Genomic DNA, 25320 nt, shown 5'->3' with positions numbered 1-25320 from the left:
GGAGAGATATTGTGCGCGTCCTACCCAGTGACCGTTTGATTTCCGGCAACGGCGAAGGCGAACCGCTCCCCGAGAGCCATGTCGAGCTGCCGCCGGTGATCCGCCGCACTGAATTCGTCGCGTTCGCGCTGGCCGGCCTGTTGCTGATTGCCATCGTCGCCGTGCTTTATGTCGGCAAGGCGTTCTTCCTGCCGGTCGTGATGGCGTTCGTCACCGGGACCATGCTGTCTCCGGCGGCCACCTTCCTGGAGCGAAGCAAGGTCCCACGCAGCCTCGGCGCCGTTCTGATCGTGGTCGCGGTGACCGCGGTGGTCGCCTTCGTCGTGGCGCTGATCGCTTCGCCGGTCATGGCATGGAGCACGCGCCTGCCGGAGCTCGGCGCGCAACTGCGGGACAAGCTGCACGTGTTCGATCGGCCGCTTGCGCTCTGGCGGGAGATGCAAGCCATGCTCGGCGGCTCGGAGGGATTGCCGAGCATCCACATGCCCAAGGTGGAGTGGGTGCAGCCGACGCTGGAATTCCTGTCACCGACCTTTACCGAATTTCTGCTGTTCTTCGTCACCCTGATCCTGTTCATCGCAAGCTGGCGCGACCTGCGGCGAGCCATGATCATGACCTTCAGCGATCGCGACGCGCGGCTGCGCACGCTCCGGATCCTCAACGAGATCGAGGTCCATCTCGGCAATTATCTGCTGACCGTCACCCTCATCAATGTCGGCGTCGGCGTCGCCACCGGCCTGATCTGCGCGCTCACCGGAATGCCCAATCCGGCCGGGCTCGGCGCGCTGGCGGCCACGCTCAACTTCATCCCCATCATCGGGCCCGTGGCGATGTTCGCCGTGCTGGTCGTGGTGGGGCTGATCGCCTTTCCGACCATCGGCGGCGGCCTGATGGCCGCGCTCGCCTTCGGCGGCCTCACCTTTCTGGAGGGGCACTTCATCACACCGACGATCATCGGCCGGCGGCTCGCCCTGAACGCGCTCGCCGTGCTGCTCGCGCTCGCGTTCTGGACCTGGCTGTGGGGGCCGATGGGCGCGTTCCTGTCGTCGCCGCTCCTGATCGTCGCGCTGATCCTGAAGGACCACCTGTTGCCGGAGAATTCGCCGCAGCTTCCGCAAGCCTGACCGGTTTCAGCGAACGGAACTTACCCGGCGACGAAACGTTCTCCGCCCATCTCAGCCGTCAACAGTTCGGAGCTCCCGATGTCCACGCCCAATGCCGAAACCGGGATGAGAGACTGGACCGACAAAGCCACCCGAGACCGCCTCGAAAAGGATGTAGCAGCCGTGAAAAGCGATATCGCCGCCCTCACCGACCAGATCACCGACGCGCTCAATACTTTCGCCAACTCCACCAGCAAGCAGGCTCGCCGCGGCTATCGCCAGGCGCGCGAGAACATGGATTCCGCGATGGACGACATGTCCGAGCGCGGCAGCGCGATGATGGAAGCCGCACAAGATGCCTACGGCTCGATCGAAGAGACGCTGGAAGATGCGATCACACAGCGGCCGCTGGCGACCGTCGGGCTGGCGCTCGGCATCGGCTTCCTGATCGGCGCCGCCTGGCGTCGCTAAGGATGCCGCCGTTCATTTGACACGGCAGCGACACGCGGCCGCTGTCGGCCCGTGACGATTCGGCTGGCGGGGATTGAGGAGCAAGGCCATGTTTCAGCGCATCATCGACAGCATCAGTGCATCCACCGGCACGACTGTTCGGCTGACCTCCCTGGCTGCGGGCGCTGCCTTCGCGCTGCTCGTGACGACAGGCTTCCTTTGTGCCGCCGTCTTCATCTGGGTGCTGCAGAAATATGGCCCGGTGCAGGCTTGTCTTGCCGGCGCCGGCATCTTCTTTCTGCTGACGCTGGCCGCGGCAGGCTCCTATTGGGGCTACAAGCGCGAGGTGCAGAAGCGCGCCCAGATCGCGGCCGAGCGCGCGGCGAAATCGGCCGCGCAGAGCATGCTTGCAGATCCGATGCTCCTCGCCACCGGGCTTCAGATCGTTCGCGCCATCGGGGTGAAACGATTGTTGCCGATCCTGGCCATCGGGGGCGTCGCCCTCGGCATCCTGGCGAGCCGCGCCGGCGTGGCCGACGAGGTGTCGGCGGAGCCTGCCGAGTAGCGATCGGCGCGGGTCAGAAAATTTCGTCGTAAGTCCTTTGGGCGCATCAATTCGATAGAGGGCGAGGGCCGCATTTCTGCGCGGTTCGGCGCGATTGCCTTGCCGCTCACGCAAACGCTACTCGGATGGGCAGGCGATTGCCGCTAAAAGCATCATCCTGATTCCCAAAGCTATTTTACTTAATGAAACCGTCCGTCAAGGCGAACCTCGCCGCATTCCAGCACGACGCCAGGCTCTATCTGACGCTCGGCATCGCCAATTGGTCCATCTTCGTCGACCATATTCCGAACAACGTCGTCAACCTGCTGACGCTCCGCAATTTCGGCTTCAGCGGCGCGGCGGACCTGTTCGTGTTCGTGGTGGGCTACGGCGTTGCCATCATCCACGGCAGGATGGCGCTGGAGCGCGGCTATGTGGTCGCAGCGACGCGCATCTTTCGTCGGGTCTGGCGGCTCTATGCCGCCTATGTCGTGCTGTTCGTGATCTATATCGACGCCATCGCCTATGTCGCCTCGCAATCGATGGCGCCGGAGATCATCCACGAATACAACATCTCCGGAATTCTCGAGCATCCGCTGCGCATCCTGGTCCGCGGTCTCGTGCTCCAGGAAGAGCCGCTGAATCTCGACCTGCTGCAGCTGATGATCCCGCTGATGGCGCTCTTTCCGCTCGTGCTGTGGGGCCTGTTGCGGGGGCCGAACCTGACGCTGGCGGCATCGGTCGCGCTGTATCTTGCCGCGCGCTGGTTCGGCTGGAATTTTCGGATCTATCCGGACGGGGAATGGACCTTCAATCCGCTGTGCTGGCAGCTGCTGATGGTGCTGGGCGGCTGGTTCGCCGTGACCGGTGCGCCGGGGCGGGCGCTGCGCGGCATGTCCTGGCTGCGGATCCTCGCAGGCGCCTATTTGATCTTCGCAATGGCCGTCACCTTGATGCGCCATTCGCCGACGCTATCCGCTTACCTGCCGGATCTCCTCCTCAACAGCATCGCGCCGACCGACAAGGAAAACCTCGCGCCCTATCGCGTGGTCCATTTCCTGGCCCTCGCGTTCATTGCGACCCATCTCATTCCGGCCGATCACCCCGGCCTGAGATGGAGACCGCTGCAAGCGGTGATCGCATGCGGTGAGGAATGGCTCGCGGTATTCTGTGTCGCCGTGTTCCTGTCCTTCGCCGGCCACCTCATCCTGATCACCGGGCCGAACTTGGTGGTGATGCAGGTGGCGGTGAGCATCACCGGCTTCGCCGCGATGACCGGGCTCGCCTACTACATCGCCTGGTCGAAACGGCAGGATCTGCCGGCAGCCCTGCGGCGGCAGGCGTAGAGCCAAAAAAGCGTGCGATTCTGCTAGGCCGAAAGGCGCCCCTGCGCTATGCCGGGACTCTGCGTGAGGAGACCGGGCGTGGCGATGGCGAAAGACGGGCGTGAAGAGGCGGAGAGCGCGCCCCGGCGCGGCCGGCCAAGGTCGATCGAGACCACCAACGCCATCCTCGAAAGCGCCTATGCACTGATGGCGACCACCGGCCTTGCCGCCACCACCATCGATGCGATCGCGCGCCACTCCAGCGTGTCGAAGATGACGATCTACAAATGGTGGCCGTCGCGGGAAGCGCTGCTGATCGACGCATTCCTCCACCATGCCGCGCAGATGCTGCCGCTGCCGCCTGCGAGCGCCGGCACGCCCGCGGCGCGCGCGCGGCGCCACGCCACCGCCTATGCCGAGGCGCTCCAGGGCGAATTCGGCAAGGTGCAGCTCGCCGTGATCTCAGAATGCATTTCCAAGACCGGCTCGGCCGAGCTGTTCTACGCCCGCTACTTGCAATTCCGCCGCGACGCGCTGGTGGACATGATCGCCGCCGGCCAGAAGGACGGCAGCATTCAGGCCGAGGGTCCCCCTGAGAATCTCTACGACGCGATCTATGGCAGCCTGTTCTACCGCTACATCTTCGGCATCGCGCCGATCACACCTGGCTACGCGCGCAGCCTCGTCGATCTGGTGTTGCGGCCAAAGAGTTAGCTTCGCGCCGGCCTGACCGGCGCCGAGATCTTGTCCGTGCGGTCGCGCTCGGTCATGTCGACCACCGTCTCCATCGGCGCGGTCAATTCATAGACGTAGGAGACGTCCGTGAAGAAGCGCTTGGCGGTCCCCCCCAGCGCCTCGGGCGCGACGCGGTCGAGCAGGATCAGGCCGAAATCGGAATCGGGCCGGCGCGTCGCCTCGCTGGTGTTGAACTCCTCCCATCGAAAATGGAAGACCTCGTGGCCATCTTCGCCCGTCACCGTCCAATTGGCTGTGATGTGGGGGTGCTTGCCGACCAATGACAGGCCCTCGTCGGAATGCGAGGCGAGCTCGAAGAACAGCAGCGAGAGGCTCTGCGCCGCACGCGCGCTGACCGCGATATCGGGGCCGGTGACAGCGATGCGATCGGCATGCGGAATCGCGCGCGCCTCGAACAGGCCCTTCAACTTGACGCCCTGCCACTGGCTCTCGCTGAGCAGCGACACCACGTTGGACATGGCGTGGATGCGTCCGATCAGGAGCTCGCGCGCGCTGTCGATGTCCGAGCCGTGGCGCAAGGTGCGCGTCACGATCGACTGGATCACCGCCAGGATGTTCTTGACGCGGTGGTTGAGCTCGTCGATGACCGCGGTCAGCCGGCGCTCGAAGCCGATCCTGACCTGGATCTCCCGGCTAAGCCGCAGATTGTTGTAGGCGACATAACCGAACAGGCCGCACACCATTGCAGTGATGGCAAAGCCGATCGCCGCCACGATGATCGCGGTCTGCTCGGCGCGGCGCACCGAATTGGTCTTCGCGTAATAGCCGAGCTGCCAATCGCGGCCGCCGAAGCTCACCGTGCGCGTCGCCGACGGCGCCGGCCCGTCCGCCGCCGCCATCCGCGTCGAGACCACGCCCTGATCGTTGGCGATCAGCTCGCCGCCGTCCTTGCGCGGATCCCTGAGCGCCACCGCGAACAGCGACATGTCGTCATTGGCCAGCATCAGCGAGGCGAGCTCGTAGGAAAACGTCACGAACCCGGCCGGCTCGGTCGCTCCCTCGGGAATGACGGGCGCAGCCACGATGATGCCGATCGCTCCGTTTCCGCGGATCAACGGCACCGGGTCCGAGGCAACCGACCTCTTCTCGGTGCGCGCGCGCGTCAGCATCGCGCTGCGAACCGGATCCTGATCGTAGCTGCGGCCGGGCAACATCCTGGTCTCGTTGCTGCGCGGCTCGAGATCCAACAGTACGTCGATCGGCTGGGTGACATCGGCAGGGTTGATCGGCTTGTCGTCATACGAGCGGATCTGCGGAGTCGGGAAGCCGGCGCCAGCGAGGGCGGCCTGCGCCGCCGCAAGCTCGTCCGGCTTCAGCCGGGCGACCCACCCAGCCACCACGAAGTCGGTCTTGAAGGCGTAGATCGCCGAGCGCAGCGGCTCCAGCATGTTCGGCTTGATCACCGACGGCGCGCGGAACAGGCCCGAGGCGACACGCGCGAGCAGCTCCCGCTCGGTCAGGCGGTCCTGGACCAGGCTCGCATGCACATCGATCGCACGCGCCAGCGCGATCCGGTCCAGCGCCAGCTCCTGGTCGTGGACGCGATAAGCCGCAAGCCCGGAGAGCAGGGCCCCGAGCAGAGCGATGAAGCCGATGATGAAACCCAGCCTGACCACGCGATTACTCAGGCGAAAGCAGGAGGTCGGCAATGAACACGGAGCACATGAACGCCGCTCGAACGGCCATGGGCCGAAGCAGGGTAAACCCCAGTGGCGGAGATAATGAAGGAGGAGACATCAGTACGCAACTTGGGTCGCCTGAAAAGCTTAATCCGTCCGGCCGATGGTCTGGCCGGGATGAATTCGCCCCGGGCGCCGGAGGTAGTTAATCCCCGTGTCCCAAATTTGTTCCGCGGGTTGCGGCGTGGCCCAGCTCGTTAACGGCTAAAAACACCTGCGCCAACTGGTCGCGTCCGGTCAGCCCGCCCGTTTCAGGCCGCCTTTGGCCTCGATGAAGCCGACGATGCGGTCGAGCCCCTCGCTTTTCTTGAGGTTGGTCATGACGAAGGGCCGCTCGCCGCGCATGCGCCTGGCGTCCCTCTCCATCTTCTCCAGGGAGGCGCCGACATGGGGCGCGAGGTCGGTCTTGTTGATGACCAGGAGGTCGGACCGGGTGATGCCGGGGCCGCCCTTGGACGGGATCTTGTCGCCGGCGGCGACGTCGATGACGTAGATGGTGAGGTCCGCCAGCTCCGGGGAAAAAGTGGCAGCAAGATTATCGCCACCGGATTCGATCAGCACGAGGTCAAGTCCGGGAAACTTGGCGCGCATGTCCGCGACCGCAGCGAGATTCATCGAGGCATCCTCGCGGATCGCCGTGTGCGGGCAGCCGCCGGTCTCGACGCCCGCGATGCGATCCGGCGTCAACGATCCCGAACGCACCAGGAACTCCGCATCCCATTTGGTGTAGATGTCGTTGGTGATCGCCGCAATGTCATAGCGCTCGCGCATGGTCTTGCAGAGCAGGTCCATCAGCGCGGTCTTGCCCGATCCGACCGGACCGCCGACGCCGACACGCAAGGGACCGTGAGATTTCGCCATGTGACTTGCTCTCTCCTGATGACTTGAAGGCCGCGCCTCTCACGACCGAAACAACCGGGTATATTGCGTCTCGTGCCGCAAGCTGGCGAGGTCGGCCCGGAACGTCGCGCTGCCGAGATCGTCCAAGGTTGCAGCCAGCGCGCGATTGGCGGTGGCGGCGACGGTGGCTTCCAGCTTCACGAGCACACGCTGGCTATCGGTCTGGCCGAGCGGAATGAGCCGGCTGGCCGCGGAAATCCAGTTCGAGACCAGCGCATGCAGGAAGGCGTGCAGCGTCGGCGCCAACGGCACGGCGTGCATCGCGGCAACGACGCCGACCGCGACCGGATAGATCAGTGGCGCGCTGCATGCCGCGACCGTGGCATCCAGTCCGTCGGCATCCCACGCGGCGCGGGCAATGTCGATGAAGGCGCGGCCCTGCGAGGTCGTCTCCAGCTGCCGCTCGCGCGACGGCACGAAGGCGCTCGCAAGCTCGGCGATCTCGTTCAAAGCGGCCGTCTCGCCCGATTCCGTGGCGCGATAGGCGTGGACCAGAAACGTCGCGTCACAGAAGCCCGAGCCGTCGGCGAGCATCGCATCGAGCCAATCCGCCAGCGTCGTCGTGTCGGTGACGTCGCCGGCCTCGACCGCCCATTCGATGCCGCTGGAATAGGAGAAACCGCCGACCGGGAACGCCGGCGAGAGCCAGGTCATCAGCCGGTACAGCGCCGCCGCCTCGCCCTCGGCAAGACCACCGGCGCCGACCGGCTCATTTGTGGTCATGAGCATGCTTGTGGCCGTGGTGATGATCGGGATGATCGCAATGCTCGTCGTGGTGATGGTGGTGCTCATGGCCATGGTCGTGCGCGGCATGATCATGGTGGTGGCCATGGTCATGGTGATGATGGCCGTGATCGTGATGCGCATGGTCGTGTCCATGCGCATGGCCGGCATCGGCATAGGCGCCGCCTTCGGGATCGAACGGCGCTTCGATCTCGATCACACGCGCGCCGAGGCCCTTCACCATCGCCTCGATGACGTGATCGCGGCGGATGCGCAGGGCCTTGGCCAATATCTGCGTCGGCAGGTGACGGTTGCCGAGATGCCAGCCGACGCGGACGAGGTGGTGCGGATCGCGGCCGCGGATTTCCAGCAGCGGCTCGGGCGCCGCGACCACCTCGATCAGCCTTCCATCCTCAAGCACCAGCGCATCGCCGCCGCGCAGCGCGACGGCATGCTCCAGGTCGAGCAGGAATTCGAGGCCCCGCGTTCCCGTCATCGCCATGCGACGACGGTGCCGGTCGTCGAAATCGAGCACGACCGTGTCCACTGGTGCTTCCGTGAAGCGGTGCTGTCCCCTGACCTGCGTCGCCCGGATCATGCGTCGTCCCTCTTTACCGTGTCTCGACCTTCTCGGGCGTGATGTATTCGATCTTCGGCGGCGCCGTGAAGCATTTCACCGCAACGCGGCCGAACGTCTTCATGTGCTCGGCAGCACGATGCGGCCCCAGCGCCTCCATATTCTCCCACTGCTCGACGAACACCATCTTGGCAGGGTCCGTGACGCTCTCATGCAGATCATAGGCGATATTGCCGGGCTCCTTCCGCGTCTCCTTGATGCAGGCGGTGGCGGCCGCGATGAACTCGGCGCGCGTCTCGGGCTTGATGGTCAGGGTGGCAACGACGTAGATCACGAGAAATCCTCCCGGCTTTTCTTCTAAAGGGTTACGATACCGGGCGGGACATTAGACCAGGCGGGACCGAACGCAAAACCGCAAAAAGCCGTCCCCGGACACCGCCGGGGACATGCGTTGAGGCGCTATTTCAGTACATGAAATATCGCTGCGCCATCGGCAGCACCTCCGCCGGGGCGCAGGTCAGCAATTCGCCATCGGCCCGCACTTCATAGGTCTCCGGATCGACCTCGATCTTGGGCGTCGCGTCGTTGTGGATCATGCTCTTCTTGGAGATCCTGCCCCGGGTATTCTGGACGGCATAGAGCTTCTTCTCGATGCCGAGCTTTCGCGCGAGGCCACCAGTGATCGCGGCCTTGGAGGTGAACACCACCGAGGATGCCGTACGCGCCTTACCGAACGCGCCGAACATCGGCTGGTAGTGCACCGGCTGCGGCGTCGGGATCGAGGCGTTGGGATCACCCATCGGCGCCGCGACGATGGTGCCGCCCTTGACGATGCAGTCCGGCTTGACGCCGAAGAAGGCCGGCGACCACAGCACGAGATCGGCGAGCTTGCCCTTCTCCACCGAGCCGATCAGCTTCGACACGCCATGCGCGATCGCGGGGTTGATGGTGTATTTGGCGATGTAGCGCTTGACGCGGAAATTGTCGTTGTCCTTGCCGTTGTCCTGCGGCAAGGCTCCGCGCTGCTTCTTCATCTTGTCGGCGGTCTGCCAGGTCCGGATGATGACCTCGCCGAGCCGGCCCATGGCCTGCGAGTCCGAGGACATCATCGAGAGCGCGCCGAGATCGTGCAGGATGTCTTCGGCCGCGATGGTCTCCTTGCGGATGCGGCTTTCGGCGAACGCCAGATCTTCCGCGATCGAGGGATCGAGGTGGTGGCACACCATCAGCATGTCCAGATGCTCGTCGATGGTGTTGCGGGTGAAGGGGCGCGTCGGATTGGTCGAGGACGGCAGCACGTTCTTCAGGCCGGCGACCTTGATGATGTCAGGAGCGTGGCCGCCGCCGGCGCCTTCGGTGTGGAAGGCGTGGATGGTGCGGCCCTTGAAGGCCTTGATCGTGTCCTCGACGAAGCCGGATTCGTTCAGCGTGTCGGTGTGGATCATCACCTGGATATCGTGATCGTCCGCCACCGACAGGCAATTGTCGATCGCGGCCGGCGTGGTGCCCCAATCCTCGTGCAGCTTCAGCGCACAGGCACCGGCCCTGATCATCTCAACCAGCGCCGCGGGGCGCGAGGCGTTGCCCTTGCCGGAAATGCCGAGATTGACCGGGAAGGCGTCGAACGACTGGATCATCCGCGCGATGTGCCAGGGCCCCGGCGTGCAGGTGGTCGCGAACGTCCCGTGCGAGGGGCCGGTGCCGCCGCCCAGCATCGAGGTGACGCCTGACATCAGCGCGTGCTCGATCTGCTGTGGGCAGATGAAATGGATGTGGCTGTCGAAGCCGCCGGCCGTGAGGATCTTGCCTTCGCCCGCGATCACGTCGGTGCCGGGTCCGATGATGATGGTGACGCCGGGCTGGATGTCGGGATTGCCGGCCTTGCCTATGCCTGCGATCAGGCCGTCCTTGATGGCAACGTCGGCCTTCACGATGCCCCAATGGTCGACGATCAGCGCGTTGGTGATGACCGTGTCGGCCGCGCCCTGCTTGTTGGTGACCTGCGACTGCCCCATGCCGTCGCGGATCACCTTGCCGCCGCCGAACTTCACCTCCTCGCCATAGGTGGTGAAATCCTTCTCGACCTCGATGACGAGGTCGGTGTCGGCCAGCCGCACCTTGTCGCCGGTGGTCGGGCCGAACATGTCGGCATAGACGGAACGCTTCATCTTGACGGACATCACAAGCCCCGTTTGCGATTGAATGTCTGGTTGGTCACAGCAAGGCCTTTGCTGCCTTCACGGCATCGTCGAATTTTTCGTCGAGCCATGCATTGCCGCCGCGGCACCCCGCCACGACCTGCGTGGCCCAGCCGATATAGTCGGCGAGTTCCTCGCGCTCCTCGGCGCTCGGATCGGTTTGAATGCGCGCGCCCGTATTGCTGATCTTGTCGGCGATCTTGATCAGCTTGGCGCCCGGCGATTTGTGGGGCGCGTCGTCGATCTGCTTCTGCCGCCGCTTTGCCTTCGGCAAGCTCATGTCGTCGGTGCACTCGGCAACCAGCGAGGCGACACGCTCGGAAAATCTCTGCGCGAGCTCCTCGCGCGTGGTGTCGGTGTCCTCGATCGTGTCGTGCAGCCAGCCGGCGGCGACCAGCTCTGCATCGGCGCCGTCGGTCGCGGTCGCGAGCAGGTTCGCGACCTCGGCGAGATGATTGATATAGGGCTCATTGCCGCGGCCCTTGCGCGCCATGCCGTTATGACGATGCGCAGCGAGCTCGGCAGCTTCTGAGACGAGGCGGATCGGGGAAATCACTGGAGCCTCCTGGTCAATGAAGCACCGGCAGCAGACCGCGCGTCCTGAATACGTCCTGCAGCTTCAATCGCGCAAGCTTGTATCCGGCCTCGCGACGCCGCTGAATTCCCGCGGCCGAAAAATCGCGAAAAGCGCCGGAGTCCCGGGACTCCGCGGAAAGACCGGCTTCCTTCATGAGACCCGCATCGGCCAGGTCGATGTTGGTGATGGCGCCCAGGGTCTTGAAACGCTGCGCACGCGAGACCTTGTCAACGAGCTGCGGATCCCGCGCCTCTACGGGAACGGCGGCGTAGAGCGCCTCCACGGTCTGCAACAATTCATTGATGACCGCTGCGTTCGCACCGTCCTGGCGCAGGCGGTTGCCATAACGCAGCTCGCTCAAGCGATCATTGACCTCGATCATGTTCTTTGGCGCCGCACGCTTGCTTCGAAACAAGTTCATCACGACCAGGATGCGATCGACGTCGTCCGATCCGGAAAACGCATCAATCGCATCGCCGAGCGGCGTGTTGTCGACGATGCCGCCGTCCCAGAAATTCGCGTCGCCGATTGGCGTCGCCGGAAATCCGGGCGGAAGGCTGCCGCTTGCCAGCACATGGCGAGGACCGATCTCGGTCCGCTTCTCGCCCTTGTGCGGATGGTTGCAGAAACGCACCAACTCGCCGGACGACACGTCGACTGCGGTGACGACGAAGGTGGTCGGGCTGTTGTTCAGCGCCGTGAAATTCACGTGTCTCGCCAACGTCCCGAGCATGGGCTCGGTGTTGTAGAAATTGGTCCAGCGGAAGACATTCCAGTAGTCATAACGAGGCTTGTAGAAACCGTGCACGCCGAACAAAGCGAAATCCTGGCTGGCGATACCCCACCAATAATTCCGCGACTCCAGCGAAAGCTCCGACCACAGCAATTGCAGGCGCCTTTTGGCATCGGCCCGATCGGTCGCGCCAACCACGCAGGCCGCATTTATCGCGCCAATGGAAACTCCGGTGACCGCGGCCAGCGTAACGGTCCTGCCCTCGGCATGGATGGCATCCATCAATTCCAGAAGCGCCTCGATCGCGCCGAACTCATAGGCCCCAAGCGCACCGCCGCCCTGGAGCACGAGTCCAATCTCGACCTTGTCCTTGAGGACGGTATTCATGGCAGGCCTGCCCTACAGCTTCCCCATCACATCCCCGCGGAAACCGTAGATCGTCTTCTTCCCCGCCATGGCGACGAGTTGCACGTCGCGGGTCTGGCCGGGCTCGAAGCGGACGGCGGTCCCGGCGGCGATGTCGAGGCGCATGCCGCGGGCCTTCTTGCGGTCGAACTTCAGCGCCGGGTTGGTCTCGAAGAAATGATAGTGCGAGCCGACCTGAATCGGGCGGTCGCCGGTATTGGCCACAGTCAACGTCACGGTCTTGCGGCCGGCATTGAGCTCGATCTCGCCGTCCTGGATGAAGAGTTCACCGGGGATCATGTTTTGCATTCCTCTGTCGTTCCGGGGCGGCCCGAAGGGCCGAACCCGGAATCTCGGTCAACAATCTCTGGATTCCGGGTTCGCCCTGCGGGCGCCCCGGAATGACACTTAGCGGATCGGCTCGTGCACCGTGACGAGCTTGGTGCCGTCAGGAAAGGTCGCCTCGACCTGGATGTCGTGGATCATCTCGGGGATGCCTGGCATCACCTGGTCGCGGGTCAGCACCTGCGCGCCCGACTGCATCAGCTCGGCGACGGTGCGGCCGTCGCGGGCGCCTTCGAGGATGAAATCGGAGATGATCGCGATCGCCTCGGGATGGTTGAGCTTGACGCCGCGGTCCAGCCGGCGCCGGGCCACGATTGCCGCCATCGAGATCAAAAGCTTGTCCTTTTCGCGGGGAGACAGGTTCATGCGACATCTCTTCCGTTCAGCACGTCAATTCAACCAGTCTAGTTCAACCAGAGCCGCGGCAGGGCCGCACCGGTGCGTGCCAGCACCGTCATCATGTCGGCGCGCAAGCGCGCCTCATCTTGGGCACAGAACCGCGCCATTGCAAAGCCATTCCAGGCCGAGATTCCGACCTCGCCGGAGAACGATTCCGACGCCTCCCGGATGCGCTCGACCAGGGCCTCGTCGCCGGGCACGATCAGGGCTGTGCCGATCGCCGCGCCACCCTTGGCGACCGCGGGCCGTGCAAGCTTGCCGCCGATGTCGCCGTCGAGCCGGACCGTCTCTGCGAACACCAGCCGGCCGCCACGGCGCAGCCGCCAACGGTCGATGAACTCGCCCTGCTCCATCCGCTCGCCCATGGCGGTGCGGCCGAACACCACGATTTCGCAGAGCAGGAGCGAGGCTGCCTCGTCGAGATCGATGTCGAAGCGGCGCTGCACGCGGGCGCGGTCGAACAGAATCGTCTCCTGAGGCAGCCAGGCAAGATGCGCGCCCGCGCCGACCTTCAGGGCGATGTTGAGCTGCGCCGCAGCTCCGGGCGTGCGATAGACCTTTTCGGCGGCCGCTGTGGTCAGCGTCAGCCGCGCTCCATCCGCCGCCGCTATCTCGACATCGAAGCGATCGCCACCAGCAACTCCGCCGGCCGTATTGACGAACACGCCGGACAGACCCTGATCTTCCGGCGAGGGAAAGCGGACGCGGAGCGAACCGGATTCATGCAAGGCGCCGCGACGCGTCACGCCGGCGCGCGCATGCACGTCGAAGCGCACCGCGCCACGGGCGCGGTTGGCCTCGAACAGCGTGGATGTGGCTGACAATTCGCTGCGCATCCGTCTCCCCCAGCCGGTCGCGGCAGGTCTTTGCCGGCTTACAGCGCCATCTGGCGGCTGATCTCGCCCGGATCGAGATTGGAGCGGTCGCAGGTGAACTTCACCGCACCGCGATCCATCACCGCGAAACTGTCGCCGAGTTCGCAGGCAAAGTCGAGATATTGTTCGACCAGCACGATGGCGATGTTGCCGAGATTGCGCAAGTAAGAGATGGCGCGGCCGATGTCCTTGATGATCGAGGGCTGGATGCCTTCGGTGGGCTCGTCGAGCAAGAGCAGTTTTGGCCGCATCACCAGCGCGCGGCCGATCGCGAGCTGCTGCTGCTGGCCGCCGGAGAGGTCGCCGCCACGCCGGCCGAGCATGGATTGCAGCACGGGAAACAGCGAGAACACGTCGTCCGGAATGTGCTTGTCCTCGCGCTTGAGCGGACCGAAGCCGGTCTTGAGGTTCTCCTCGACCGTCAGCAGCGGAAATATCTCGCGGCCCTGCGGCACGAAGCCAATACCCTTGCGCGCCCGCTCATACGGCCTGAGGCCGGTGATATCGCTGCCGTCGAACACGATTGCGCCCGAGGAGATCGGATATTGCCCGACCATGGCGCGCAAGAGCGAGGTCTTGCCGACGCCGTTGCGCCCGAGCACGCACGTGACCTTGCCGGGCTCGGCCGAGATCGATACGCCGCGCAGCGCCTGCGCCGCGCCGTAGAACAGGTTGATGTCCTTGACCTCAAGCATCGCTCAGCGTCCCAGATAGACTTCGATGACCCGCTCGTTGGACGAGACCTGGTCGATGGTCCCTTCCGCGAGCACCGTGCCTTCGTGCAGGCAGGTGACCTTGACGCCGAGCTCGCGCACGAAGGTCATGTCGTGCTCGACCACCATGACGGTGTGGGTCTTGTTGATTTCCTTCAGCAGCTCGGCGGTGAGGTGCGTCTCGACGTCGGTCATCCCCGCGACGGGCTCGTCGACCAGCAGCAGTTTCGGATCCTGCGCCAGCAGCATGCCGATCTCGAGCCATTGCTTCTGGCCATGGCTGAGGCTGCCGGCGAGGCGGTTGCGCGCCTCGGTGAGACGGATCGTCTCCAGCACCTTGTCGATGCGCTCGGACTCCGCCTTGCTGCCGCGCCAGAACAGCGTGCCGCGGACCGAGTGATCGACATTGAGCGCCAGCAGCAGATTGTCCTGCACGGTCTGGCTCTCGAACACCGTCGGCTTCTGGAATTTGCGGCCGATGCCGAGCTCGGCGATACGGGTCTCGTCGAGGCGCGTCAGGTCGGTGATGCCGTCGAACAGCACGGTACCTTCGTCCGGCTTGGTCTTGCCGGTGATGATGTCCATCATCGTTGTCTTGCCGGCGCCGTTCGGGCCGATGATGGCGCGCATCTCGCCGGGCTCGAGCGTCAGCGACAGATTGTTGATGGCGTGGAAGCCGTCGAAGGAGACGTGCACGCCGTCCAGATAGAGCATCGCGGAGGTCGCGCGGGTGTCCATGACGTTCATGACCGCTTACTCCGCCATCTTGGGTTCGGTGACGCCGTCTTCGGCCGCGGCGCTCGCGGTGGTAGCGGCGGTGCGTTTTTCCTTCGACTGATCCCACCAGGCGTTGAAGGTGCCGACGATGCCCTTGGGCAGCAGCAGCGTCACCAGGATGAACAAAGCGCCCAGCATGAACAGCCAGTACGGCGCCAGCACGCCGGAGGTGAAGAACGTCTTGGCGTAGTTGACGACGACGGCGCCGAGCGCGGCGCCGACCAGCGTGCCGCGGCCGCCGACCGCGACCCAGATCACCGCCTCGATCGAATTGCCCGGCGCGAATTCGCTGGGGTTGATGATGCCGACCTGCGGCACATAGAGCGCGCCGGCGACGCCGGCCATGCAGGCCGACACCGTGAACACGAACAGCTTGTAGGATTCGACGCGGTAGCCGAGGAAGCGCGTGCGCGATTCCGCGTCACGCACCGCGATCAAGACCTTGCCGAGCTTGGAGGAGACGATGGCACGGCAGATCAGGAAACCGACGATCAGTGCCAGGCAGCTCAGCGCGAACAGCGCGGCGCGCGTTCCCTCCGCCTGCACGTTGAAGCCCAGGATGTCCTTGAAGTCGGTCAGGCCGTTGTTGCCGCCGAAGCCGAAATCGTTGCGGAAGAAGGCGAGCAGCAGCGCATAGGTCATCGCCTGCGTGATGATCGACAGATAGACGCCGGTGACGCGGGAGCGGAAGGCGAGCCAGCCGAAGCAGAAGGCGAGCAGGCCTGGCACGACCAGCACCATCAGCGCGGCGAACCAGAACATGTCGAAGCCGTACCAGTACCAGGGCAGCTTCTGCCAGTTCAGGAACACCATGAAGTCGGGCAGGATCGGGTTGCCGTAGACGCCGCGGGTGCCGATCTGCCGCATCAGGTACATGCCCATGGCGTAGCCGCCGAGCGCGAAGAAGGCGCCGTGGCCGAGCGAGAGGATGCCGCAATAGCCCCAGATCAAATCGATCGACAGCGCCAGGATCGCGTAGCAGACATACTTGCCCCAGAGCGCGACGAGATAGGTCGGCACCTGCAGGAACGAGCCCGCAGGCAGCAGCAGGTTGGACAGCGGGATCAGCACGCCGAGCGCGGCGACAACCAGCATGAAGATCGTCGCGCCGCGGTCCAGCGATCGCGTCAGCATGTGAGGGGTCATGCTTCCACCGCACGGCCCTTGAGCGCGAACAGGCCGCGCGGCCGCTTTTGAATGAACAGGATGATGAGAACCAGTATCGCGATCTTGCCGAGCACGGCACCGGCGACCGGCTCCAGGAACTTGTTGGCGATGCCGAGCGTGAAGGCGCCGACGAGCGTGCCCCAGAGATTACCGACGCCGCCGAACACCACGACCATGAAGCTGTCGATGATGTAGCTCTGGCCGAGATTGGGGCTGACATTGTCGATCTGCGACAGCGCCACGCCGGCGATGCCGGCAATGCCCGAGCCGAGGCCGAAGGTCAGCGCGTCGACGCGCGAGGTGGCGATGCCCATCGAGGCCGCCATGCGGCGGTTCTGCGTCACCGCACGCATTTCGAGGCCGATCGCGCTGTAGCGCAGCATCGCGAGCAGGATCGCGAACACGGCAAGCGTGAAGACAAGGATCCAGAGCCGGTTGTAGGTGATGGTGATCTGGCCAAGCTCGAACGCGCCGCTCATCCAGGAGGGGTTGCCGACCTCGCGGTTGGTCGGGCCGAACATGGTGCGCACCGCCTGCTGCAGCACCAGCGACAGGCCCCAGGTCGCCAGCAGCGTCTCGAGCGGGCGGCCGTAGAGGAAGCGGATGATGCTGCGCTCGATCAAGACGCCGATCGCGCCTGCGACGAGGAAGGCAAGCGGCACGGCGATCAAGAGCGAATAGTCGAACAGGCCGGGATAGCGGGTGCGGATCACCTCCTGCACCACGAAGGTGGTGTAGGCCCCGATCATCACCATCTCGCCATGCGCCATGTTGATGACGCCCATCACGCCGAAGGTGATGGCGAGCCCGATCGCGGCGAGCAGCAAGACCGAGCCGAGCGAGAGGCCGTACCAGGCATTCTGCACCATCGACCAGACTGCGAGCGAATTCTGGATCGAGCCGATCGCGCTCGCGGCGGCCTTGGTCACCGAGGCGGGCTGCTCGCCCATGCCGGTGAGCAGCGCCAGCGCATCCTGGTCGCCACGCGCCTTGATGGTTGCGACCGCTTCGAGCTTCTCGACCTCGGTGGCGTCGGACTTGAACAGCAGGATCGCAGCGCGGGCCTCGCCGAGCGCCGCCTTGACGGATTTGTTGGTTTCCTTGGCAAGCGCGGCATCGACCGCCTCAAGCGCGGTCTCCTCGTGCGACTTGAAGACGGACTGCGCGGCCTGCAGGCGCGCTCCCAGATCCGGCGACTGCAGCGTCAGGCTGCCGAGCGCGGCATCGACGCTGCGGCGCAGGCGGTTGTTGAGGCGAACCGCGCTCGCACTGTCGGGAACGCTGGCGACGGCCTCGCCGGTCGCAGCGTCGATCGACTTGCCGTCGGCACCGGTGACGTAGACCTTCTTGCTGTCGGGATCGGCCATGAGACGGCCGTCCTGGAGCGCACTGATGATCGGAAAAGCCAGCTTGCTGCCGCTGCCCGCGATCGCACCGATCGCCTCTTCCGTGTCGGAAAAATCATCATTGGCGAATTTGGCGACCGCGTCCTCGAACGGACCGGCGAAGGCCGGCAGCGCGAACGCAATCAGAAACAACGAGAGTGCAAGCGAACAGAGACGGGCGGACAAATGGGCTGGCACTGTGAATGACCCCGGCAGAAATGAGTGGAGAAGGCGGCGGGATCGCCGCCCTCTCCGGTCTTGTAATGGAGCGTCAGATCGGGATCAGGAGCCCGAGCCGAGGCACTTGTTGGTCTTGGTGTTGAAGTTGCCGCACTTCTTGCCGACCCAATCGCCGATCAGGTCCTTGGAGCCGTCGAGCTCCTTCGACCAGGCATCGCCGGGGACGAGGCTCGGGGTCTTCCAGACCACGTCGAACTGGCCGTTGCCCTTGATCTCGCCGATGAACACCGGCTTGGTGATATGGTGGTTCGGGAGCATCTTGGAGGTGCCGCCGGTCAGGTTCTTGGCTTCGATGCCCGGGAGAGCGTCGATCACCTTGTCGGGATCGGTCGACTTCGCCTTCTCGACCGCCTTGACCCACATGTCGAAGCCGATCACGTGCGCTTCCATCGGATCGTTGGTCACGCGCTTCGGATTCTTGGTGTAGGTCTGCCACGCCTTGATGAACTTCTCGTTCTCCGGCGACTTGATCGACTGGAAGTAGTTCCAGGCGGCGAGGTGACCGACCAGCGGCTTGGTGTCGATGCCGGCGAGCTCCTCCTCACCCACCGAGAACGCGACCACCGGGATGTCCTTCGCCTTGATGCCCTGGTTGCCGAGCTCCTTGTAGAAGGGAACGTTGGCGTCGCCGTTGATGGTCGAGACCACCGCGGTCTTCTTGCCGGCCGAGCCGAACTTCTTGATGTCGGCCACGATCGTCTGCCAGTCGGAATGACCGAACGGCGTGTAGTTGATCATGATGTCTTCCTGGGCGACACCCTTCGACTTCAGATAGGCTTCCAGGATCTTGTTGGTGGTGCGCGGATAGACGTAGTCGGTGCCCGCGAGCACCCAGCGCTTCACCTTCTCTTCCTTCATCAGATAGTCGACGGCGGGGATCGCCTGCTGGTTCGGCGCAGCACCCGTGTAGAAGACGTTGCGCTCGCTCTCCTCACCCTCGTACTGCACGGGGTAGAACAGGATGCTGTTCAGCTCCTTGAAGACGGGGAGCACCGACTTGCGCGACACCGAGGTCCAGCAGCCGAACACGACCGAGACCTTGTCCTTGGTGATCAGCTCGCGCGCCTTTTCGGCGAACAGCGGCCAGTTCGAAGCGGGGTCGACGACGACGGCTTCCAGCTTCTTGCCGAGCACGCCGCCCTTCTTGTTCTGCTCGTCGATCAGGAAGAGGATGGTGTCCTTCAGCGTGGTTTCGCTGATCGCCATGGTGCCGGACAGGGAGTGCAGCACACCGACCTTGATGGTGCCGTCCGCGGCCTTCGCGCCAGTCAATGAAGCCAGACCGAGCATCAGTCCGGCGGTCGCGGCGAGCACGCCGCGGCGGCTAAATGACGCCGCTATATCGTGAGTGGATTTGCTAAACATGAGTGCCTCATCTCCCTGACGCAGACGTGAAAACGCTGCGAAACGGCCCCACGGCCGCCTGCGATTAACGGAATCGCAAGAACCATGCCATGGGCTGAGCACCCATCAACTTATTGAATCTATTGACTTAATCGTCAGAAATCAAAGTTTCGCCGCAGGCAGACAGCCCAAATCCTAGGCAATATAAATGTATGCGAAAGCGGCAGTCGGACTATTTTCTGAGCAAATCGCCAGTTCTGGCTAAATTTCCGGCAGTAGTATTTTTGCACCGCACCCGCTGTTTCGGGCGCACCTGCCTTGAAAGCGCCCCGTCGATGTTCCATATGAACGTCCGAGACCTCTTGCGAATCAAGGGGTCGTTGCGAGCCGCGTGTTCTTAAGCCCTCTACGGGCCTCTGGCTTGCCCCATATCATCCAAGCCATCCGACACCCCAAACACGCAGGTGTCTTCTCGACACCCTTTTGCGCGCGCCGCGCTGATGCGCCGGGCGTTCGCTTTTGACATGGAAAGAACCCCTCTTTTGACTTCGTTTCAGGACTTCGGCCTCGCCGAACCCATCGCGCGCGCTCTTCGTGAAGAGAATTACGTCACCCCAACCCCGATCCAGGCCCAAACCATCCCGCTGGCATTGACCGGCCGCGACGTCGTCGGCATCGCCCAGACCGGTACCGGCAAGACCGCGTCCTTCGCGCTGCCGATCCTGCATCGTCTGCTCGATAACCGCATCAAGCCGCAGCCCAAGACCGCCCGCGTGCTGGTGCTGTCGCCGACCCGCGAGCTGTCCGGCCAGATCCTCGACAGCTTCAACGCCTATGGCCGCCACATCCGCCTGTCCTCGACGCTTGCGATCGGCGGCGTGCCGATGGGCCGTCAGGTCCGCGCGCTGATGCCGGGCGTCGACGTGCTCGTCGCCACCCCCGGCCGCCTGCTCGACCTCGTGCAGAGCAACGGCTTGAAGCTTTCAAGCGTCGAGTTCCTCGTGCTCGACGAAGCCGACCGCATGCTCGACATGGGCTTCATCAACGACATCCGCAAAATCGTCGCCAAGCTGCCGATCAAGCGGCAGACGCTGTTCTTCTCGGCCACCATGCCGAAGGACATCGCCGAGCTCGCCGATTCCATGCTGCGCGACCCCGCCCGCGTCGCGGTGACGCCGGTGTCCTCGACCGCCGAGCGGATCAACCAGCGCATCCTCCAGGTCGATTTCGCGGCCAAGCCCGCCTTCCTGACCAAGCTGCTGCAGGACGAGGCGATCAACCGCGCGCTGGTCTTCACCCGCACCAAGCACGGCGCCGACAAGGTGGTGAAGACGCTGGCCAAGGCCGGCATCGCCGCCAACGCCATCCACGGCAACAAGTCGCAGAACCATCGCGAGCGCACGCTCGCCCAGTTCCGCTCGGGCGAGATCCGCACACTGGTCGCCACCGACATCGCCGCCCGCGGCATCGACGTCGATGGCATCAGTCACGTCATCAATTTCGACCTGCCGAATGTGCCGGAAACCTACGTCCATCGCATCGGCCGCACCGCGCGTGCCGGCGCCGACGGCACCGCGATCTCGCTGGTCGCGGGCGGCGAGGAACTCGGCTATCTGCGCGACATCGAGCGGCTGATTCGCGTCGCCCTGGCGCGGGAGGACCACCGCACCGACGCCGGCCGCCGCGATCCCGGTCCCGCTCCGTCGCAGCAACGACAGGGCCGGCCAGGCGGCCGCCCCGGCCAGCGCCCGCAAGGCGCACGGCACGGTGACGGCCGTCGTGCCGACGAACGGCATGCCGACGGGCGCCACCATGGTGCCGGCAAGCACGGCGACGGAAGGCACGGTGAAGGACGGCATGCGGAGGCAAGGCATGCCGACGGACGGCCCGGCAGTGGGCAGAATGCCTCCAAGGGTTCTCGCCGCCGCCGCTCCGGTGGTAAGATGCATTCATCGCCTGTCGACCGTCCGGAACAGCGTTCCGCGCATAGCGCCGGGACCCCTGATGGGATACAAGGCGTTGCCTTTTTGCGCCGCCAGAGTCGGCCAAACAGCCAACCGAACCGCAAACCCTATTCGCACTAGCCGTCCACGACCTGGAGACATTCATGGCTAAGGAAGAGCTGATCCAGTTCGAAGGACTGGTCACCGAAATCCTCCCCGATGCCCGCTACCGCGTGCAGCTCGACGCCGGACACGAGATCGTTGCCTATACCGCCGGCAAGATGAAGAAGAACCGCATCAAGACGCTCGCGGGCGACCGCGTGACGGTGGAGATGTCGCCCTATGACCTCGAGAAGGGCCGGCTGATTTTCCGCCACAAGGACGAACGTCCCAGCGCGCCGGGCGGACCGCCCCGTCCCGGACAGCGCGGCGGCCAGTTCCGCCGCCGCTAGTCGGCTGCGTCGAGTTCGAATTCCGATCTGTAGATTGATCCGCCGTTGGCATCACGGCGGATCAAAAATCGTGCACGTCCGGATTGTTTCGGACCCTCGTTTCCGATAAAATGAATTAATCGATTTTCGGCCGGACGACATTGGCATCCACCGGTACAGCCGGTTCAGACACGCTGACGACCCTTCCAGAAATTCGATCTAACCCTGCCCGCGCGAGCGGGCTCCGACATTGTGTTATCTGAGAAGGACTACCCCATGAGCATGGGAACCGTGAAGTGGTTTAACGCGACCAAGGGTTTCGGCTTCATTCAGCCCGACGACGGCGGCCAGGACGTGTTCGTTCACATCAGCGCCGTCGAGCGCGCCGGCCTCGGCTCGCTGCGCGAGGGCCAGAAGATCTCCTACGAGATCGTGGCCGACCGCCGTTCCGGCAAGTCGGCAGCCGACAACCTGCGCGCTGCGGGCTGAGCCCACCGGGCCGGTGGCCCGATCGAGCCAAAGCAAAAAGGCCGTGCGTGACGCACGGCCTTTTTCATTTCACGGGCGGCTGGCAAGTCTCAACAGGTCGAGGGCACGTTGTTGTAGGGCACGCAGACGACCTGACGCGGCCGCGTGTAGGAGAGATCGCTCAGCGTCACGCTCGACTTCAACACGTAACCGATGGTCGGCGTGTAAGTGTACTTGACCTCGCTCAGAATGAGATAACTCGACGGAATCAGGAGCGTCGGGGGAATCATCGTGGTGACCGTGTCGCCGGCGGTCCGAGTCGAGGTCGCAAGCGTAGCCTGCGTCGCGCCGCTCGCAATCGTGCCGGCCTTGCTCCACTGGACCTTGGCGACGCTGTTGGCGTCGATGTAGATCTGCGAGATCGTGCCCTTCACAAGCGTCGCGTCGTAGGGCATGACGACCGAGATGCTTGCCGTGAACGAATCCTTCATGCTGGCATCGTCGAGCGTCGTCGACTGCGACGTCAGATCGGACAATGTCCGCGCGATCAACGTGATTTTGCGGTCGATCGCCACGGCCGACGAAAATTCGACGGTGCCGAAGAACATCACCAGCATCAGCGGTACGATGATCGCGAATTCGGTCGCCGCCAGCGCGCGCTTGTCGGCGACGAAGCCGCGCACGGAGCCGCCTGCATTCCTCCAGATGTTCGCAATCGCCCGCATCGGTCCGCCCAGATCCATCCGCCTCAGAAGGGTTCGTTCTTGAACGCCGCCGTTGCCACCATCAGCCGCTTGTTGTTGCATCCCATGTTGTAGCCGAGACCGGTGACGATGAGCGGCCACTGATAGAACAGGCGCACCACGACGACCTGTCCGGAGGTTCCGGCACTGTACTGCATGCCGGAGGGATTGAAGGTGCAGGAAGTGCCGAAGTTGGTGAGGCTGAGCGTCCCGAAGGAGCTGGTGCTGACAACGTCGACATAAAGCTTGCTGCAATCGAACAGCGCCGGGATCTTGGTGCAGACAAAGGCCTTGAACGTCGTCTGATCGCACGCGGAGACGGTGTTGGGCGCGGTCTGACAGGCCGCCACCGAGCCGCCTTGTGCCTGGGCCTGGCCGGTCAGAATCGCGCGCGCGGAGTCCTGCGCGATGGTTTCGAGCACCTGGCTCGAGAAGAACATGAGCGCCGTCTCGATGATGGCGAACAGCAGCGCGAAGAACATCGGTGCGACCAGCGCAAACTCGACGGCTGCGGAGCCGCGGCGGTTGCCGCGAAACCGGAGCAGCGCCTTCCGCAGCGTGAACCTCGTAGGTGCAGGCGATGGCATCTCGTCAAATTCCCCAGCGACCGGCGATCATCTGCCCGTTCAATAGCGGAAACTGATTGTCTAAGTGTTTCAGACGATCCGCAGCCGGCGGACCGCGCCGTTAAGACTGCGTTAACCAGGCGCGTCCCGAAGCGCGCTGAAATACGGCGCGCGGAGAGCCGCCGGCGAAGCGGCGAGCGGCCTGGCGGGGTGCAGGCCGGCCGGTCGGCTAGTTTGGCTTGGCAGCCGCGCCGGCACCCGCACCGCCGCTGGCGCTGCTGCTCAGCGTACCGGCCTGGCTCATCGCGTTGTTGAAGTAGGCATCGCTGTCGCCGAGCGTCACGCGGCGCTGGCAAAGCGGTACGCAGCTGTAGGACTCGCGCTCGATGCCGCGATAGACGGTGACGAGCCGGTCGCTCGGACCTTCGACCTGGATCTGGCGGTCCACCAGAATCTCGCCGCCGCGGTCGAGCGCGATGAAGTTGGTGGCCCCGTAGCCCTTTCCGGTCACGACGATCATGCCGCCGGGCTGGAGCGTGACGTCGGCGATCAGGGGATTGCCGACCACGATGGTCGCCACCTTGCCGGGCAGCCGCACCAGCTTGGCCTGGTCGACATTGACCGCGATGGTATCGGCGACGGGCTCGGCGAGGCCTGCGGCCGGCGTTGCCAGCATCGCAGCGGCAACCAGAAGACAGACGCGCACATGACGGCGCAGCATTTCTTTACGCATACTCTTACCCCCGGGACGTCACAAACCGGCAGAAACGACCGAATACAGCGGAGCCGGTGCCCGACCCGGCTAACCTGCCTTTAATTCGTGAACGTTCCGCAAACTCGCCGCGTATTGTTTGAACGGACGGACATTTGCGGGGCCCGCCCCCTAGTGCCGAAACGGATAGGCGAGCTGGCCTCCGATCTCCTTGGGCATGCTCGCTTCGTCCTTGCCGTAATCCTGCGGCAGCCTGCCCTCCGGCATGCGGAAGGTGCCGAACAGCACGTCCCAGATCGGGAACGTTCCGGCGAAATTGGTGTCCCCGCCCTCTTCGAGCGAGGTGTGGTGCCAGCGGTGGAAGACCGGCGTCGCCAGCACGTATTTGAACGGTCCGAAGGTCCAGTTCAGGTTGGCGTGCACGAAGGCCGAATGGAAGGTGGTGAACGGGCCGACCCAGACCATGACGTTCGGGGAGATGCCTGCCATCAGCAGCAGGACGTCGACGCTGATCGTCCCGAGCAAGAGATTGACCGGATGAAAACGGGCCGCGGAGATCCAGCCGATCTCCTCCGACGAATGATGGACCGCGTGATATTTCCAGAAGCCGCCGTCGTGGAATAGCCGGTGCAGCCAGTACAGCATGAAATCGGACAGCACCAGGAACAACAGGGCCTGCAGCCACAGCGGCAGCTGCGCCAGCGGACCGTGGCCGTTGTCGTAGAAGGCGATGAGCTCGTCGGCATCGTGGATGTTGAAGACGACGCTGGCGCCGACGACCAGCAGCCCGATCCGCATGGTGCGGGCGAACACCGGGACGAAGAACCAGTAGCAGATGTCGGTGACGATCTCCCGCTTGCGCCACCACGGCGCGCCGGGATTGCAGGCCCAGAAATGCTCCAGCACGGTGAAGACCGCCGCGAGCAGGAAGGTGACCGGGATCACCTTCACGATGGTCTCGCCGAGCATCAAGGCGACTTGCATGGGCAGGCTCGACATCGTCGCCTCTCTCCGCGAATTCCGCTGTAGCCTTACGCCTACTCCGCGAAATTTAAGGGAGGGTGAAGCAGGCGCCGCGTTGGCGAGGCATCCGGAACCGGAACGAATTGCAGAGGCCGTCTTAAGGCGAAATTCACTCTGGGCAAAAGCATCGCGCCGAAGCTGGGTTTACCCGATCGAATTAACTCCCCCGAAAGAGCTCGGCTCTCATGGTCGTCACGTCAACGACAGCGCCGAACGAGG

The 25320-nt window shown here is 64.3% G+C and carries 28 protein-coding genes; 8 read left to right on the top strand and 20 right to left on the bottom strand.

Features of this window, described 5'->3' with window-relative positions; genetic code table 11:
* Positions 1-11: 11 nt before the first annotated feature.
* The 5 genes from ACNJYD_RS06325 to ACNJYD_RS06305 all read left to right on the top strand — a co-directional run bounded on the left by ACNJYD_RS06325 (position 12) and on the right by ACNJYD_RS06305 (position 4136).
* Entirely contained in the window at positions 12-1124 is a 1113-nt protein-coding gene (locus ACNJYD_RS06325) for an AI-2E family transporter (RefSeq protein WP_172784889.1), read from the top strand.
* Between the two features lie 78 nt (positions 1125-1202).
* The gene (locus ACNJYD_RS06320; protein ID WP_172784890.1) at positions 1203-1574 is read left to right on the top strand and encodes a DUF883 family protein; all 372 of its coding nucleotides are present in this window, start codon (positions 1203-1205) and stop codon (positions 1572-1574) included.
* An 88-nt stretch (positions 1575-1662) separates the two neighbouring features.
* Positions 1663-2118 carry a hypothetical protein gene (locus tag ACNJYD_RS06315; RefSeq protein ID WP_172784891.1) on the top strand — a complete coding sequence of 152 codons (456 nt, stop codon included), beginning with the start codon at positions 1663-1665 and terminating at the stop codon, positions 2116-2118.
* Positions 2119-2300: 182 nt separating this feature from the next.
* Entirely contained in the window at positions 2301-3443 is a 1143-nt protein-coding gene (locus ACNJYD_RS06310; RefSeq protein ID WP_212254176.1) for an OpgC domain-containing protein, read from the top strand.
* Positions 3444-3527: 84 nt separating this feature from the next.
* Positions 3528-4136, top strand: coding sequence for a TetR/AcrR family transcriptional regulator (locus ACNJYD_RS06305; RefSeq protein WP_271510076.1), 609 nt, complete (start codon positions 3528-3530; stop codon positions 4134-4136).
* Here ACNJYD_RS06305 and ACNJYD_RS06300 read toward each other — a convergent pair.
* The 16 genes from ACNJYD_RS06300 to urtA all read right to left on the bottom strand — a co-directional run bounded on the left by ACNJYD_RS06300 (position 4133) and on the right by urtA (position 19236).
* The gene (locus tag ACNJYD_RS06300) at positions 4133-5794 is read right to left on the bottom strand and encodes a CHASE domain-containing protein (protein WP_172784893.1); all 1662 of its coding nucleotides are present in this window, start codon (positions 5792-5794) and stop codon (positions 4133-4135) included. The genes ACNJYD_RS06305 and ACNJYD_RS06300 overlap by 4 nt on opposite strands.
* A gap of 300 nt (positions 5795-6094) precedes the next feature.
* On the bottom strand, positions 6095-6718 hold the full coding sequence (ureG, locus tag ACNJYD_RS06295) for an urease accessory protein UreG (RefSeq protein ID WP_439365683.1): 624 nt from the start codon (positions 6716-6718) through the stop codon (positions 6095-6097).
* Positions 6719-6757: 39 nt separating this feature from the next.
* The gene (locus ACNJYD_RS06290; protein WP_439367417.1) at positions 6758-7486 is read right to left on the bottom strand and encodes an urease accessory protein UreF; all 729 of its coding nucleotides are present in this window, start codon (positions 7484-7486) and stop codon (positions 6758-6760) included.
* Entirely contained in the window at positions 7467-8078 is a 612-nt protein-coding gene (locus ACNJYD_RS06285) for an urease accessory protein UreE (protein ID WP_172784895.1), read from the bottom strand. The genes ACNJYD_RS06290 and ACNJYD_RS06285 overlap by 20 nt, the downstream gene beginning before the upstream one ends.
* Before the next feature lie 13 nt (positions 8079-8091).
* Positions 8092-8391: a putative quinol monooxygenase gene (locus tag ACNJYD_RS06280; RefSeq protein ID WP_035998129.1), complete on the bottom strand. Its 300-nt coding sequence runs from the start codon at positions 8389-8391 to the stop codon at positions 8092-8094.
* 130 nt (positions 8392-8521) lie between these two features.
* Complete coding sequence (gene ureC, locus ACNJYD_RS06275) at positions 8522-10237, bottom strand: urease subunit alpha (protein ID WP_212254174.1); 1716 nt, start codon at positions 10235-10237, stop codon at positions 8522-8524.
* A 34-nt stretch (positions 10238-10271) separates the two neighbouring features.
* On the bottom strand, positions 10272-10811 hold the full coding sequence (locus ACNJYD_RS06270) for an HD domain-containing protein (protein WP_439365682.1): 540 nt from the start codon (positions 10809-10811) through the stop codon (positions 10272-10274).
* A gap of 13 nt (positions 10812-10824) precedes the next feature.
* Positions 10825-11952, bottom strand: a complete 1128-nt coding sequence (locus ACNJYD_RS06265; RefSeq protein ID WP_439365681.1) for a patatin-like phospholipase family protein — start codon at positions 11950-11952, stop codon at positions 10825-10827.
* Positions 11953-11964: 12 nt separating this feature from the next.
* A complete protein-coding gene (locus ACNJYD_RS06260; RefSeq protein ID WP_026202067.1) occupies positions 11965-12270 on the bottom strand; it encodes an urease subunit beta in 306 nt (101 codons plus the stop codon).
* Positions 12271-12378: 108 nt separating this feature from the next.
* On the bottom strand, positions 12379-12681 hold the full coding sequence (locus ACNJYD_RS06255; RefSeq protein ID WP_007605424.1) for an urease subunit gamma: 303 nt from the start codon (positions 12679-12681) through the stop codon (positions 12379-12381).
* 38 nt (positions 12682-12719) lie between these two features.
* A complete protein-coding gene (locus tag ACNJYD_RS06250) occupies positions 12720-13550 on the bottom strand; it encodes an urease accessory protein UreD (RefSeq protein ID WP_439365680.1) in 831 nt (276 codons plus the stop codon).
* Positions 13551-13588: 38 nt separating this feature from the next.
* Positions 13589-14284, bottom strand: a complete 696-nt coding sequence (gene urtE / locus ACNJYD_RS06245) for an urea ABC transporter ATP-binding subunit UrtE (RefSeq protein ID WP_035998115.1) — start codon at positions 14282-14284, stop codon at positions 13589-13591.
* 3 nt (positions 14285-14287) lie between these two features.
* Complete coding sequence (gene urtD, locus ACNJYD_RS06240) at positions 14288-15049, bottom strand: urea ABC transporter ATP-binding protein UrtD (RefSeq protein ID WP_212254171.1); 762 nt, start codon at positions 15047-15049, stop codon at positions 14288-14290.
* Positions 15050-15055: 6 nt separating this feature from the next.
* Entirely contained in the window at positions 15056-16225 is a 1170-nt protein-coding gene (gene urtC, locus ACNJYD_RS06235) for an urea ABC transporter permease subunit UrtC (RefSeq protein ID WP_439365679.1), read from the bottom strand.
* Positions 16222-17829, bottom strand: coding sequence for an urea ABC transporter permease subunit UrtB (gene urtB / locus ACNJYD_RS06230; RefSeq protein ID WP_260382041.1), 1608 nt, complete (start codon positions 17827-17829; stop codon positions 16222-16224). Before urtB ends, urtC begins: the two co-directional genes overlap by 4 nt.
* A gap of 84 nt (positions 17830-17913) precedes the next feature.
* Complete coding sequence (gene urtA, locus ACNJYD_RS06225) at positions 17914-19236, bottom strand: urea ABC transporter substrate-binding protein (protein ID WP_439365678.1); 1323 nt, start codon at positions 19234-19236, stop codon at positions 17914-17916.
* A gap of 479 nt (positions 19237-19715) precedes the next feature.
* On the opposite strand from urtA, the gene ACNJYD_RS06220 reads away from it, so the two are divergent.
* The 3 genes from ACNJYD_RS06220 to ACNJYD_RS06210 all read left to right on the top strand — a co-directional run bounded on the left by ACNJYD_RS06220 (position 19716) and on the right by ACNJYD_RS06210 (position 22078).
* The gene (locus ACNJYD_RS06220) at positions 19716-21299 is read left to right on the top strand and encodes a DEAD/DEAH box helicase (protein ID WP_212254169.1); all 1584 of its coding nucleotides are present in this window, start codon (positions 19716-19718) and stop codon (positions 21297-21299) included.
* A 23-nt stretch (positions 21300-21322) separates the two neighbouring features.
* Positions 21323-21610: a translation initiation factor IF-1 gene (infA, locus tag ACNJYD_RS06215; RefSeq protein ID WP_439365677.1), complete on the top strand. Its 288-nt coding sequence runs from the start codon at positions 21323-21325 to the stop codon at positions 21608-21610.
* A 255-nt stretch (positions 21611-21865) separates the two neighbouring features.
* Positions 21866-22078 carry a cold-shock protein gene (locus ACNJYD_RS06210; protein WP_014439634.1) on the top strand — a complete coding sequence of 71 codons (213 nt, stop codon included), beginning with the start codon at positions 21866-21868 and terminating at the stop codon, positions 22076-22078.
* Between the two features lie 89 nt (positions 22079-22167).
* On the opposite strand, the gene ACNJYD_RS06205 is transcribed toward ACNJYD_RS06210, so the two are convergent.
* The 4 genes from ACNJYD_RS06205 to ACNJYD_RS06190 form a co-directional block, all read right to left on the bottom strand.
* The gene (locus ACNJYD_RS06205) at positions 22168-22782 is read right to left on the bottom strand and encodes a TadE/TadG family type IV pilus assembly protein (RefSeq protein WP_246570574.1); all 615 of its coding nucleotides are present in this window, start codon (positions 22780-22782) and stop codon (positions 22168-22170) included.
* A gap of 23 nt (positions 22783-22805) precedes the next feature.
* Positions 22806-23387: a TadE/TadG family type IV pilus assembly protein gene (locus tag ACNJYD_RS06200; protein WP_439365676.1), complete on the bottom strand. Its 582-nt coding sequence runs from the start codon at positions 23385-23387 to the stop codon at positions 22806-22808.
* 208 nt (positions 23388-23595) lie between these two features.
* Positions 23596-24099: a pilus assembly protein N-terminal domain-containing protein gene (locus ACNJYD_RS06195; protein WP_172784908.1), complete on the bottom strand. Its 504-nt coding sequence runs from the start codon at positions 24097-24099 to the stop codon at positions 23596-23598.
* 150 nt (positions 24100-24249) lie between these two features.
* Positions 24250-25077, bottom strand: coding sequence for a sterol desaturase family protein (locus ACNJYD_RS06190; protein WP_212254167.1), 828 nt, complete (start codon positions 25075-25077; stop codon positions 24250-24252).
* Positions 25078-25320: the final 243 nt, after the last annotated feature.

Source organism: Bradyrhizobium sp. SPXBL-02, assembly GCF_051853065.1.
Taxonomy (GTDB): Bacteria; Pseudomonadota; Alphaproteobacteria; order Rhizobiales; family Xanthobacteraceae; genus Bradyrhizobium.
The sequence above is the reverse complement of the archived record's forward strand: the minus strand, read 5'-3'. Positions and strand labels throughout refer to the sequence as shown.

Bases quoted from the DNA above. Each gene is read 5' to 3' on its own strand.
- ACNJYD_RS06320 (WP_172784890.1), top strand. From the start codon at position 1,203: ATGTCCACGCCCAATGCCGAAACCGGGATGAGAGACTGGACCGACAAA.
- ACNJYD_RS06315 (WP_172784891.1), top strand. From the start codon at position 1,663: ATGTTTCAGCGCATCATCGACAGCATCAGTGCATCCACCGGCACGACT.
- ACNJYD_RS06310 (WP_212254176.1), top strand. From the start codon at position 2,301: ATGAAACCGTCCGTCAAGGCGAACCTCGCCGCATTCCAGCACGACGCC.
- ACNJYD_RS06305 (WP_271510076.1), top strand. From the start codon at position 3,528: ATGGCGAAAGACGGGCGTGAAGAGGCGGAGAGCGCGCCCCGGCGCGGC.
- ureG (WP_439365683.1), bottom strand. From the start codon at position 6,718: ATGGCGAAATCTCACGGTCCCTTGCGTGTCGGCGTCGGCGGTCCGGTC.
- ACNJYD_RS06290 (WP_439367417.1), bottom strand. From the start codon at position 7,486: ATGCTCATGACCACAAATGAGCCGGTCGGCGCCGGTGGTCTTGCCGAG.
- ACNJYD_RS06285 (WP_172784895.1), bottom strand. From the start codon at position 8,078: ATGATCCGGGCGACGCAGGTCAGGGGACAGCACCGCTTCACGGAAGCA.
- ureC (WP_212254174.1), bottom strand. From the start codon at position 10,237: ATGTCCGTCAAGATGAAGCGTTCCGTCTATGCCGACATGTTCGGCCCG.
- ACNJYD_RS06265 (WP_439365681.1), bottom strand. From the start codon at position 11,952: ATGAATACCGTCCTCAAGGACAAGGTCGAGATTGGACTCGTGCTCCAG.
- ACNJYD_RS06260 (WP_026202067.1), bottom strand. From the start codon at position 12,270: ATGATCCCCGGTGAACTCTTCATCCAGGACGGCGAGATCGAGCTCAAT.
- ACNJYD_RS06255 (WP_007605424.1), bottom strand. From the start codon at position 12,681: ATGAACCTGTCTCCCCGCGAAAAGGACAAGCTTTTGATCTCGATGGCG.
- ACNJYD_RS06250 (WP_439365680.1), bottom strand. From the start codon at position 13,550: ATGCGCAGCGAATTGTCAGCCACATCCACGCTGTTCGAGGCCAACCGC.
- urtE (WP_035998115.1), bottom strand. From the start codon at position 14,284: ATGCTTGAGGTCAAGGACATCAACCTGTTCTACGGCGCGGCGCAGGCG.
- urtD (WP_212254171.1), bottom strand. From the start codon at position 15,049: ATGAACGTCATGGACACCCGCGCGACCTCCGCGATGCTCTATCTGGAC.
- urtC (WP_439365679.1), bottom strand. From the start codon at position 16,225: ATGACCCCTCACATGCTGACGCGATCGCTGGACCGCGGCGCGACGATC.
- urtA (WP_439365678.1), bottom strand. From the start codon at position 19,236: ATGTTTAGCAAATCCACTCACGATATAGCGGCGTCATTTAGCCGCCGC.
- ACNJYD_RS06220 (WP_212254169.1), top strand. From the start codon at position 19,716: ATGCGCCGGGCGTTCGCTTTTGACATGGAAAGAACCCCTCTTTTGACT.
- infA (WP_439365677.1), top strand. From the start codon at position 21,323: ATGGCTAAGGAAGAGCTGATCCAGTTCGAAGGACTGGTCACCGAAATC.
- ACNJYD_RS06210 (WP_014439634.1), top strand. From the start codon at position 21,866: ATGAGCATGGGAACCGTGAAGTGGTTTAACGCGACCAAGGGTTTCGGC.
- ACNJYD_RS06205 (WP_246570574.1), bottom strand. From the start codon at position 22,782: ATGCGGGCGATTGCGAACATCTGGAGGAATGCAGGCGGCTCCGTGCGC.
- ACNJYD_RS06200 (WP_439365676.1), bottom strand. From the start codon at position 23,387: ATGCCATCGCCTGCACCTACGAGGTTCACGCTGCGGAAGGCGCTGCTC.
- ACNJYD_RS06195 (WP_172784908.1), bottom strand. From the start codon at position 24,099: ATGCGTAAAGAAATGCTGCGCCGTCATGTGCGCGTCTGTCTTCTGGTT.
- ACNJYD_RS06190 (WP_212254167.1), bottom strand. From the start codon at position 25,077: ATGTCGAGCCTGCCCATGCAAGTCGCCTTGATGCTCGGCGAGACCATC.